Annotated in this window: 8 protein-coding genes; 5 read left to right on the top strand and 3 right to left on the bottom strand. The window is 41.3% G+C overall.

From position 1 onward, the window contains the following. The first annotated feature begins 444 nt into the window (after positions 1–444). Positions 445–1,992, top strand: a complete 1,548-nt coding sequence (locus ATH1_RS0113835) for an alpha-N-arabinofuranosidase (RefSeq protein WP_010422787.1) — start codon at positions 445–447, stop codon at positions 1,990–1,992. Between the two features lie 523 nt (positions 1,993–2,515). Here ATH1_RS0113835 and ATH1_RS0113830 read toward each other — a convergent pair. Together ATH1_RS0113830 and ATH1_RS0113825 are read right to left on the bottom strand one after the other, a co-directional pair. After that, positions 2,516–2,902: a DUF3127 domain-containing protein gene (locus ATH1_RS0113830; protein ID WP_010422786.1), complete on the bottom strand. Its 387-nt coding sequence runs from the start codon at positions 2,900–2,902 to the stop codon at positions 2,516–2,518. A 163-nt stretch (positions 2,903–3,065) separates the two neighbouring features. After that, positions 3,066–3,518 carry a peptidylprolyl isomerase gene (locus ATH1_RS0113825; RefSeq protein WP_029164133.1) on the bottom strand — a complete coding sequence of 151 codons (453 nt, stop codon included), beginning with the start codon at positions 3,516–3,518 and terminating at the stop codon, positions 3,066–3,068. A 267-nt stretch (positions 3,519–3,785) separates the two neighbouring features. Between ATH1_RS0113825 and ATH1_RS0113820 the strand changes: the two genes are divergently transcribed. Then, positions 3,786–5,369, top strand: a complete 1,584-nt coding sequence (locus tag ATH1_RS0113820; RefSeq protein WP_029164132.1) for an endonuclease/exonuclease/phosphatase family protein — start codon at positions 3,786–3,788, stop codon at positions 5,367–5,369. Between the two features lie 58 nt (positions 5,370–5,427). On the opposite strand, the gene ATH1_RS0113815 is transcribed toward ATH1_RS0113820, so the two are convergent. Further along, entirely contained in the window at positions 5,428–6,042 is a 615-nt protein-coding gene (locus ATH1_RS0113815; RefSeq protein ID WP_010422780.1) for a plasmid pRiA4b ORF-3 family protein, read from the bottom strand. A 342-nt stretch (positions 6,043–6,384) separates the two neighbouring features. Between ATH1_RS0113815 and gdhA the strand changes: the two genes are divergently transcribed. From gdhA to ATH1_RS0113795, 3 genes are all read left to right on the top strand, one after another. Next, positions 6,385–7,743 carry an NADP-specific glutamate dehydrogenase gene (gene gdhA / locus ATH1_RS0113805; RefSeq protein ID WP_010422778.1) on the top strand — a complete coding sequence of 453 codons (1,359 nt, stop codon included), beginning with the start codon at positions 6,385–6,387 and terminating at the stop codon, positions 7,741–7,743. 1,102 nt (positions 7,744–8,845) lie between these two features. Beyond that, complete coding sequence (locus ATH1_RS0113800) at positions 8,846–11,317, top strand: AMP-binding protein (protein ID WP_245531804.1); 2,472 nt, start codon at positions 8,846–8,848, stop codon at positions 11,315–11,317. 300 nt (positions 11,318–11,617) lie between these two features. Next, complete coding sequence (locus tag ATH1_RS0113795) at positions 11,618–12,181, top strand: DJ-1 family glyoxalase III (RefSeq protein ID WP_010422774.1); 564 nt, start codon at positions 11,618–11,620, stop codon at positions 12,179–12,181. Positions 12,182–12,278: the final 97 nt, after the last annotated feature.

The following is a 12,278-nucleotide window of genomic DNA, read 5'->3' as shown; positions in this document are numbered from 1 at the left end:
TTAAATCACTTCAAACAATTGCCAATGAACTGGTTACATAACAGATGAATAAACTACGATTTTTTCATAATAGAAACTTTGCATTCAGGCTTTTTTTAACAGCCTGTTGAAAAGACGAAAATATTAAAAAATATATAAAAGTAAAAAACACTCTTTATTTGCAAATATCTTTAAAAATTTGTAATAACTTTACAGCAAATTAATCAAAATTTCGGTTGGCGCCGTTTTTTTATCATGTATCACGGTAATTTTGCCGAAGCTTTGCTATTTGTGTCAGGAACAAAAAGCAACAGATACACTAATCACACACAATTCTTCAAAAAAAAGAGAATTGTCCACCAAAATACACAGTGTATCCACCCGCTTTTTGTTAACATACACTAATTTCGTAAATAATTGATTGTTTAACCAATTCCTGCCCAAGGCAGGTTAAAAAGAAAAAATATGAAACTAAAACGATTGATTTTTGTCATTTCAGCAATTGGTCTGTTTACTTTTTCCCAGACCAACGCCCAGAACAAAATGAATTTGGATTTCGCTCATGCCGACCAGACCATTAATAAGAATATTTATGGTCATTTCGCCGAACATCTTGGCCGTTGTATTTATGATGGCATCTGGGTAGGACCTGATTCAGAAATCCCTAATATCAACGGATACCGCAAAGATATCGTAGATGCTCTTAAAGAGCTGAACATCCCGGTATTGCGCTGGCCGGGTGGTTGCTTCGCCGATACCTATCACTGGAAAGACGGGGTTGGCCCGGTGGAAGAGCGTGCGAACATCAAAAACTATTTCTGGGGTGGTGTTATCGAAGACAACAGCTTTGGAACCCATGAGTTCCTGAACCTTTGTGAACTATTGGGGGCCGATCCCTACATCTCTGCCAATGTAGGTAGCGGTTCCGTCGAAGAGATGGTTGACTGGATTGAATACATGACCTCCGACGAAGACATACCTATGGCCAACTGGCGCAGAGAGAACGGACGCGAGGAGCCCTGGGACGTAAAATTTCTTGGTATTGGCAACGAAAGCTGGGGATGCGGTGGTGACATGCGACCCGAATACTACAGCGATCTGCTGCGACAGTATTCACTCTACGCACGAGTATATGGAGAAGGCAAATTCCAGAGGGTAGGATGTGGCGCCAATGGTTCTGACTACCACTGGACCGACATCGTTATGGGCAGAGCCGCCCGACACATGGATGCCCTATCGGTACATTACTATACCATTGCAACGGGCGACTGGGGTAACAAATCGTCGGCTACGGATTTTGGTGAAGAGCTCTACTTCAGCGCTCTCCAAAATGCCGGCCACATGGATGAGCTGATCAGCAAACATTCGGCCATGATGGATAAACATGACCCCCACAAAAGAGTCCCCTTGTTTGTTGACGAATGGGGCATCTGGACAGACCCGGAACCCGGATCAACACCCGGTTTTTTGTATCAGCAAAATTCCATGCGTGACGCGCTGATTGCTGCCACAACTTTTGATATTTTCCATAAACATGCCGACCGCGTAAAGATGGCCAATATTGCCCAGGCTGTTAATGTTTTGCAGGCAATGATCCTCACAGAAGATGACAAAATGGTGCTGACCCCAACCTATCATATTTTTAATATGTACAAAGTGCATCAGGATGCCACTTATATTCCGGTTTTGCTCCAAAGCGAAGATTACAAATACGGTGAAGAAAGTATCCCTGCTATCAGTGGAACGGCTTCCAAAAAGGACGGGAAAGTCAACATCAGCCTGAGTAATCTGAATCCCAACGAAAAGAAAACCGTGGAAGTTGATGTTGAAGGCGGAAACCTTAGTAGCGTTATTAACGCTTCGTTGCTTACCGCTCCAAAGATTAATTCTGTTAACACTTTCGACAATCCGGAGGTGGTGAAACCAGTCGAATTCTCCGACTACAAACTCAAAAAAGAAACCTTAACCGTTACTTTGCCACCCCATTCAGTTGTTACTTTGCAACTGCAATAAATGAGGTTACTATATAAAACGAGGGTGTTTAAAAAGTAATTCTCCTGAAAAACTGAACTGAATCCTTGCTGTCTAAAGTATTTTTTTCAATTAGTTAGACAAATGTGCATGAAACACGTTACAAAGATTCACAGAGAAAAACGGACTTTTCAGACACCTTCTTATATAAATGAGCCCGGCTTAAAAAGCATATTTTTGTCAAAATGAAGGCGTTTTAAATTTTTGTACCGGAATTAACTCATTGTTAATGAGGATAAAAAATTTTAAACAACACTGAGTTTGGCAACAAAGATGCTTTTAGACCGGGCTCATTTTATAAATAGTGCCCGTCTATAAATTCAGTAAAGGTTATAGCAAATCATGTGTCTGTTCAGAAAGTGCCGGTTGAAAAGCTTGCGAAGCCGCCAAAAACGGAGTTTCCTTCACTCGTATGAAATCAGGATATATAACATAACTCTCTCATAATAAAAATTTATCGCCATTGCGTTTCTGCGTTTAGGCATTTTTAACGGACTATTCCACATTAAAACGGAAACTCATCATCCTCTGCCTCCGGAGGCAAGTCCTCAAGCTGATCAGGCATCGGTGCAGAAGCAGTACCAATATTCCCGCTTCCACCGGCTTCAACTTTTTCAACTCTCCAAGCATCCAGATTGGTGAAATAATTCACTTTGCCGTCTCGCTCCCATTTATTCCCTTTAATATTAAAGCTGACTTTAAGCTCATCGCCAATATTAAACGGTTCGATAAGGTCCACACGATCCTGAACAGACTGAAACTTCACGAAGTCATTCCACTCGGGATTCTTCTCATTTGGAACCTCAATTACAAATTCACGCTTTTGGAATTTGTCCGATATCTTCACTGTATCTTCTTTGACAATTAACTTGCCGGTCAATTCAAAACTCATAAAATAAACCTGAAATATTATTGAGTGCAGTAAAATAGCATATTTTTGTCAAAATCAAGGCGTTTTAAATTTTCGTGCCGGAGTTAACTTATTGTTAATGAGGATGCAAAAATTTAAAACAACAACGAGTTTGGCAACAAAGATGCTTTTTAGACTGTACTCATTATTCAACAATAATCTTTTCGATACGGTCGCCCTGTTCAATCTTGTCGATCACATCAAGACCCTCATATACTTTTCCGAAACAGGTGTGCTGACGGTCCAGATGTTTGGTATTCTCCCTGTTATAGCAAATAAAAAACTGTGAACCGCCAGTATCTCTTCCTGCATGCGCCATGCTAAGCACTCCACGATCATGATACTGCTTATCACCGTTCAGTTCACATTTTATAGTATAACCAGGGCCACCTGTCCCAACCTTTGGATCGCTCATATCAATTGAATAAGGACATCCTCCCTGTATCACAAAACCGGGGATAACACGATGGAATGCCAAACCATCGTAAAAACCGTTTTTGGCCAGTTTGATAAAATTCTCAACAGTACCAGGAGCATCGTCATGATAAAATTCGACTTTCATTTCTCCCCTGGGGGTGTAAATGGTTGCTTTTTCCATGTTTTCTAATTTCTGAATTCGGTACAAAGGTAAGTTTTTTAAAAAAATAAGAACCACTAAACCCCAAACTCTGCAAATTGGACATTTTTTTATATATTGAGTGCAGTATAAAAAGCATATTTTTGTCAAAATCAAGGCGTTTTAAATTTTTATACCGGAGTTAACTCTTTGTTAATGAGGATGCAAAAATTTGAAACAACAACGAGTTTGGCAACAAAGATGCTTTTTAGACCGGGTTCATATATTGGACTTTACAAAAAGAGACACATGAAGCAAATACACCTTTTAATCATCTTTATCTGTACAATCCTCATCTATTCGGGATGTAACAAAAGAGAATACAGTAAACCGGGCCCTTCGCTTATCTATTTGGACTTCAACCGGGAAATAACCAATGCCGGAATATTACCAGTCATATTTCAGGGTGAAAAATATGTATCGTATGAAAGAGGTGTTACCGATACCTGCCTAAATCTGACAAAAACAGCTCTTTACCGGAAACCCGTTATCATTGACAAAGGTCATAACAACAGTTTCAATGATTACGAAGGTCTCACGCTTTTGATATGGGTTAAATCAGATGAAAGTGATCCCTATGAATATGTCGTTGCCGGACAAAAACTCCCGTCGGATGATTTTCAGAAATATCAGGGTTGGCACATCAGTAAAACACCGACGGGCTCTTGGATGTGGGAAGCCAGTGACGGGGAAAAAACCATCCGCTACAAGCCCTCACATAAGCAACAGCCTGTTAACGACGGGAAATGGCACCAGATTGGTTTTTCTCTGAACAAGCAACTCCGCGAGGCACGCTTCTACTACGATGGCAATCTGAAAGCCATTCTCAGTATGGAAGCAATAGAAAATCCATTCCCGGGTTCTTCATTGTTTATAGGTTCTGATCCAATGGCCAGGGATATCAGAATTGAAACTTTCAACGGCATGATTGACGAATTGGGTATCTGGTCGCGAACGCTATCGGACAATCAGGTAGCGGGACATTACAGGAAAATCAGGGGGAAAAACCTTCGCCCTCTGCCCGAATACAATGACTCAATAACCATTATGACCTGGAATATTTGGAATGGAGGTACCAGCCACGGTAAATATGCAGGAATACAACGTATTACCGATATCATCAAACACAGCGGAGCCGATGTCATATCTCTTCAGGAAACCCTGAATGCCGGTGAAATCATAGCCGGTGAACTGGACTACTATTTCTATAAAAGAAGCGACAACCTGAGTGTTATTTCCAGGTTTCCACTCAAAAAAAGTTTCAATGTATACCGTCCGCTCCATTTTGGATGCATCCAAATAGATATCGGTAACGACAAAGAAATTCTTGTAAGCCCGGTTTGGCTGAGCCGCCAACCCAACCTTTCGGCCTATTTCATGAAGGAAAATGCACGTGCCGATACCATTGAGGTGAGAGAAATGGAAACACGCGGAATGGAAACACGGCTTCTGCTGAGCGAACTCAGACCACTCATTCAGAGCAATAACAAAACAACATCCATTATCGCCGGCGATTTCAACAGTGGCTCGCACCTCGACTGGACAGAGCGAAACAAAGAAAGACACAATGATTTGGTTGTAGAATTTCCGGCCAGCAAATTCATGTATGAAGAAGGTTTTTCCGATGTTTACCGTTCTATTTTCCCGGATGAGACCACATCACCCGGATTGACCTGGTCGCCCATCCATAAGGACGGACTTCAAACCCGCATGGACTTCATTTATTTCCGCGGAGAAACGCTTGAGCCAACTTCGGCAAGAGTTATAGACACCTGGCCCTCAGGATTCCCTTCTGACCATGCAGCGGTAGTAGCATCATTTAAAGTGAAATAAAACACTCCTAAAAGTCTCTTTTGTGAACCGGCCCATAAATTAATCCACTTTTATCCTCTCAATCTTCATCTTCATCTTCATCGTAGTCATCGAAAGGAAGAAGGCAACCATAATCATCTTCCAACAGGATATCATTGATCTCCTCAAGATCAAAATACTCAGGATCAAGACCGTCGGGAAAAAGAGCCTTAAAAAACCGATGCTGGGGATTAGACGGGTCTTTCACTGCTGCCACCATCTCCTGATAACCGCCGGGTCCGCCACAATCCTCCGGCGGACATTCCCGGGCGCCATCAATGCAAACCGGATAATATTCCAAAGGATCGGGTTCCATCTCCATTTCCAATATGATCCTGTGCCGCCAGTCATCCCCGAAATCATACTCATAAACCATCTCATCCCCGGGTTTTCTTAGCAAATCATTCACCCGTACAATAGTATAATCCTGAAACAGAGGATTGCCATTCCACTCATCATCGGCCATTCCAAATAGTTTCTTCCCTTTCCGGAACAAATGCAAGTGTTGGTTTTCCCAACCCATAGTGGTTTGAAGAACTTTATGAAAATCGTGCAAAAACAAATCAGCAGGAATTTGTAACCGGCGCCAGATAAGCGGTTCAATATCTTCAAGTTCAACTTTTACCTGATAAATATGCGGTATGATCTTGTTCATAATCTTAACGTTATTCAAATAATCAATGCGATTAAAAACAATTCAAAGCTAAAAAATTTTATCAATCCCTGAAAGTTTATCTCACAATTGACCGTTACCTGATGAGTCGATGCACTCTTGAAAACCATTTCCACCGCCTCTACCCTCTGCTCCATACCTTATGACTACTGCCTGTCGTTTACTTATATCAAAAATCCGTTGTTGGCGTTTAGGCATCTAACAATGGACTTTCGGCTACAAATTGTCGACAAAAAACAATTTTAACTTCTTTTTTTTAAGTAAAACGACATTTTTTATTACATTTGCACATCCAAAAAGTCAAAACCTCTAACATTTTATTTTATGAATGAATCAAAAGTACTCAAGTACGTTGAGGATTTTATGGCTAATGTCAAAGCCAAAAATCCCAATGAACCGGAATTTCATCAAGCCGTACACGAAGTAGTTGAAAGTTTGGCTCCCTTTATTCTTGAAAATCCTGTATTGATGAAAAACAAAATTCTGGAACGGATGACCGAACCGGAACGAATCATCAGTTTCAGGGTACCATGGATTGACGATCAGGGAGAAATACAAATCAATAAAGGTTACCGGATTCAAATGAACAGTGCCATTGGGCCTTATAAAGGCGGTTTGCGTTTCCACCCTTCGGTAAATCAAAGCATATTGAAGTTTTTAGCTTTTGAGCAGGTTTTGAAAAACAGTCTTACCTCACTCCCAATGGGAGGCGGAAAAGGTGGTTCCGATTTCAATCCCAAAGGGAAATCCGACCAGGAAGTAATGAAGTTCTGTCAATCGTTCGCTACAGAGCTTGAAAGACATGTAGGTCCGAATACCGATATACCGGCCGGAGACATTGGTGTAGGCGGTCGTGAAATCGGCTTCATTTTTGGCCAGTATAAACGTCTGGCAAATGCTTTTCAGGGAACTTTCACCGGCAAAGGCGCCGAATGGGGAGGAAGCCCTTTAAGACCAGAGGCCACAGGCTACGGAGCAGTCTATTTTGCGCAGGAAATGCTGGCTACTAAAGGTGAATCTATTAAAGGAAAAACAGTTGCCATCAGTGGTTCGGGAAATGTAGCCCAATTTGCCGTTGAAAAAGTTCTTGAAATGGGTGGAAAACCCGTTACCCTGTCCGACTCCAGCGGATACATTTACGATCCGAACGGTATTGATGCTGAAAAACTGGAATATGTAAAACTCCTCAAAAATGCCATCCGCGGACGTATCAGGGAATATGCCGAAAAATATCCGGATGTCGAATATTATGAAGGCGAAACGCCATGGAAAGTCAAGTGTGATGTGGCAATACCATCGGCCACTCAAAACGAGCTTAACGGAGATGATGCTCATATACTCATCGAAAACGGGTGTATCTGCGTCTCTGAAGGAGCCAATATGCCCTCTACCCCTGAAGCGGTAGACCTGTTCCATGAGAAAAAAATCCTTTTTGGGCCGGGTAAAGCTGCCAACGCTGGTGGTGTAGCCGTTTCCGGTCTGGAAATGAGTCAAAATTCCATGCGAATAACCTGGACACGCGATGAGGTAGACCAGAAGTTAAAATCCATTATGAAAAACATTCATGCAGCTTGCGTTAAGAATGGACAGGAAAAAGACGGATTTGTTAATTACGTAAAAGGTGCTAATATCAGCGGTTTTATAAAAGTGGCCAATGCCATGCTTGCACAGGGTGTTGTTTAGTACAATAATAGGTTTTCCAAACCCGAAACTTCTGATAATCTGAAAAGAGCTTTACTGTGAAAAGTGTTCCCTTATCTATCCCGATTTTCCCCTTTGTCTATGAACACGCACGGTAAATGCTCTTTTAACAAAAAATCCGCAGAGAAGATTCTTCTGCGGATTTTTTATTCCTCCATTACAAATCATTTTAATGACCGGTAACATCTCCTCTTTCCAGTCTTACACAAATGCTTAACCTCATTTGATCATAGAATAGATTCTTCGTCGTTACCTCCTCAGAATGACATTCAGCTTTGTGTCATTCTGAGCGAAGCGAAGAATCTCTTTCTCAACCTCATCCTCAGTCTCAACCTCTATTTGATGATTGTTAAATCGGTGCAATTCTGTGATATCTGTGGTGAACTCTCAGCCTCAACCTCAACCTTAACCTTAACCTTAGCCTCAACCTCAACCTCAATTAGCCTCAGCCTCACATTGGGCAGTGTGCCAAATACGACTTACTCAGAGGTGCCAGGTTCCAGTATCCATCTTTCTGACAAAAATCACAGACCCTTTTGTTCTAAGAATTTTTGCAATTACCGCAATTCTGTTCTCAATTATAGCAAAGTCAGCGATTTTCTTGAATCAGTATTCTGTCAGACAAATCCAAACCGGTGAAAATGAAGAAATAAACCATAGAACCTTATGGCACAATAATTGTTTTTCTTTAAGTTGATCTATACATAAGTTTTCGTAATGAGATGTGAGTGCAGTATAAAAAGCACATTTTTGTCAAGATCAAGGCGTTTTAAATTTTTGTACCAGAGTTAACTTGTTGTTAATGAGGATGCAATAATTTAAAACAACAACGAGTTTGGCAACAAAGATGCTTTTTAGACCGGGCTCAGATGTTCAAATATCAAGAAATATAATCAACCGCGGATATAAAACCTGAGAAGGGAATGATGCATTATTTTCGAGCCGGTTTTAATGAGGACATCTGCATTTTGCAGATAGTTTGAACATTGTAATAGAAAATTTATTAAGAGACCAGATTAAGGCTTTTTTGGTAATTTCAGCCACAAAAGTTTAATTTTGCGGCTTCATTTTTTGATTGAACAATATGGTAAAGAACATGGGCAATAAAACGGCCATTACCTACGGTGATGAAAAAATCAGCTATGGCCGCCTGATTGGTGTAATTGAAACAATTGCAGATTTATATTCCCTGAACCATGGAGACAGGGCTGCTGTGTTTATGGAAAACAGGCCCGAATGGATATACTCTTTCTATTCGATATGGAAAAACGGTGGAATTGCCGTTCCTGTCGATCATCTGGCTACTTCCGATGAAGTGGCGTTTATTCTGGAAGATTGCCGACCGGAAGTGATCTTTACTTCAAGAAACGATGTGGAAACGCTTCAAAAAGCTGTGAAAGCAGCAGACATAACCCCTAAAATATTTATTGCTGAAGACTTTGTATTATCAGACAGTATTCAATCAGCGGAGAGTAACTTTCCTGAACCGGATGTCTCTGACACGGCAGTTATAATCTATACATCGGGAACGACAGGAAGCCCGAAAGGTGTCATGCTCTCTTACGATAATCTTTTGGCCAATATTGAAGGTGTAGTCAATAAAATAAAAATCTACACTTCAGAAAGCAGAACAATGGTTTTGCTTCCGCTTCACCATATCTTCCCTTTAATGGGCACAATGGTCATCCCTCTTTACTCGGGCGGAAGCATTGCAATCAGTCCTTCCATGGCTTCTGAAGATATTACCAAAACACTTCAGGAAAACAAGATTACAATTATCATCGGGGTACCACGTTTGTATGCCGCTATTCGCAAAGGAATAAAAGAAAAGATTAATGCCAGTTTGCCTGCAAAAGCTTTATTTGCAATAGCGGAAAGAATAAACAGCAAAGGTTTTTCCAAAATTGTGTTTAAAACGGTTCACAAAAAAATGGGCGGAGCTCTTACGTATCTTGTCTCCGGAGGAGCTGCACTGGACCCCGAGGTGGCACGCGACTTTCAGGTTCTCGGTTTTGAAGTGCTGGAAGGTTACGGAATGACCGAATCAGCTCCGATGATTACCTTTACACGTCCGGGCCGTGTGAAAATCGGGTCTCCCGGAGAATCACTACCGGGCACTAAAATTGAAATTATTGATGGGGAAATTACGGCCAGTGGACGCCAGATCATGCAGGGTTACTACAATCGCCCTGAAGAGACGGCTCACGTCTTAAAAAGCGGCAGGCTTTACACAGGCGATCTCGGCCATCTTTCAAACGACGGATACCTGTACATCACAGGAAGAAAGAAAGAAATCATCATACTTTCGAACGGTAAAAATGTTAATCCCGCCGAACTGGAGCAAAAGATTGAAGAGTCGCCACTGGTTCGCGAATGTGGTGTCTTTTTTAAAGATGACATGCTTCAGGCAGTTATCGTCCCCGAAAAAAGTGCAATTAATTACTCTCCTGAAACAGATAAAGACATTGAAGAAATCATACGTTGGGAAGTTATCGATCATTTTAACCGGAATGTATCTTCCTATAAAAAAATCATGCATTTCTACCTGACAGACCAGGAACTGCCCCGAACTCAATTGTCAAAACTGCAACGATTCAAGCTGGAAGCTTTTGCTCAACATAACGATACGGAAGATGAACTCAGGCTAAAACCCGATTTCGATGAATACCGGATGATTGCAGATTATCTATCCAAAGAGAAGGGACGGGCCGTTCTGCCGCATCATCATCTGGAAATGGATTTGGGACTCGATTCTCTGGATAAAGTAGCATTTGAAACCTATCTTGACCAAACCTTCGGGGTTAAATTAGACCCTACGGAGATGCTGAGGTTCAACAACATTCAATTGCTGGCCGAACATGTCCGTGAAGTAAAAACAAGAATTGAAGAACACAAAATAAACTGGAAAGACATACTAAGGGAAAAAGTCCATTTTCAGCTCCCAAAAACATGGCCAACCGGTAGTTTCATGGTGAGAGTTTCCCGTCTCTTCTTTCATTTATACTTCCGATTCAGAGTCAAAGGAATGAAAAATATTCCGGACGGTCCATGCATCATTGCTCCCAACCATCAAAGCTTTTTCGACGGGCTTTTCGTGGCTTCATATCTAAAAACGCATCAAATCAGAAAAACCTATTTTTATGCCAAAGAAAAGCATATAAGGAAACCATGGTTGAAATTTCTGGCCAACAGAAACAACATCATTATCGTGGACTTGAACAAAGACCTTAAGACCTCCATCCAGAAAATGGCGGAAGTCCTGAAACGCAAAAAAAATCTCATCATCTTCCCGGAAGGAACACGCAGCAAGACAGGCAAACTGGGACAATTCAAAAAAACGTTTGCCATCCTCAGCCGGGAGTTGAATATTCCTGTTGTTCCTGTTACCATTCAGGGGGCACACAAAGCACTTCCAAAAGGAAGTCTGTTTCCAAAACCTTTCAAAAAAATAAACATTGAGTTTCTTGAACCTGTTTACCCCCATAATGACAGTTATGACGCGCTTACCTTGAAAGTAAAAAAACAGATTCAATATAAAATGAGCGAACCTGCTTAACCAGGTTTATTTGAACTCGCATGTAAGATTTATTTATGTTCTTGTATGCGAGTATCATTCGGCCAATAACTTAAATAAATTATATACTGATGAAACGAGCATGACAAGGTTTGTCACAAAAGAACATGTATAATTAACCTTTAATCATCAAAGAAACCAAAAACAAGTAACAGATTCTTCGTCGTTACCTCCTCAGAATAACATTAGACAGTCTGTCATTCTGAGCGGAGCGAAGAATCTAAAATCAATTAAAGCATAATAAATCGCATCATTCCAACAACTTAGACTAATTTTATACTGATGAAACGAGCAGCCATATTTATTGCACCCGGATTCGAAGAGGTAGAAGCACTGACACCGGCCGACGTTCTTAACCGTGCCGGAGCAGAAGTAGAATTAATATCGGTAACGGAGGACAAAAGCGTTACAGGAGCACATGGTCTTACCATTGTGTGTGACCGGGTTTTCGAAGGCAAACCCATCGATGAAAAGGATATTCTCATTCTGCCAGGAGGCATGCCAGGTGCCAAAAATCTTCAGTCTCATACGAAACTAACCGATCTTTTAAAAAAGTACAACGATCAAAAAAAATGGATTGGTGCCATTTGCGCCGCTCCCATGATTATAGGAGAACTTGGATTCCTTCAAAACAGAAAAGCCACCTGTTTTCCGGGATTTGAACATCATCTAAAAGGGGCACATCATTATCCGGTTCCAGCTATTACCGATGGTCATATCATTACCGGTCGAGGCATAGGGGCAGCCATAGAATTTTCCCTTGAAATTATATCAAACCTTTACGGAGCCAATAAAGCCTCCGAGCTCAGGGAAAGGATGGTGGTTCCCAGGCTGGCCGATCAATAATATTCCCCGGAATCATCAAACTTTAAAGTTTGAGTAACGGGCAAGCCTATTTCATCAGTATAAAATAAGTCTAAGTTATTGGTCTGATGGAACTCGC

Origin of the sequence: Anaerophaga thermohalophila DSM 12881 (genome assembly GCF_000191885.1) — a bacterium.
Lineage (GTDB): Bacteria > Bacteroidota > Bacteroidia > Bacteroidales > Marinilabiliaceae > Anaerophaga > Anaerophaga thermohalophila.
This window is presented reverse-complemented; position numbering and strand designations above follow the sequence as displayed.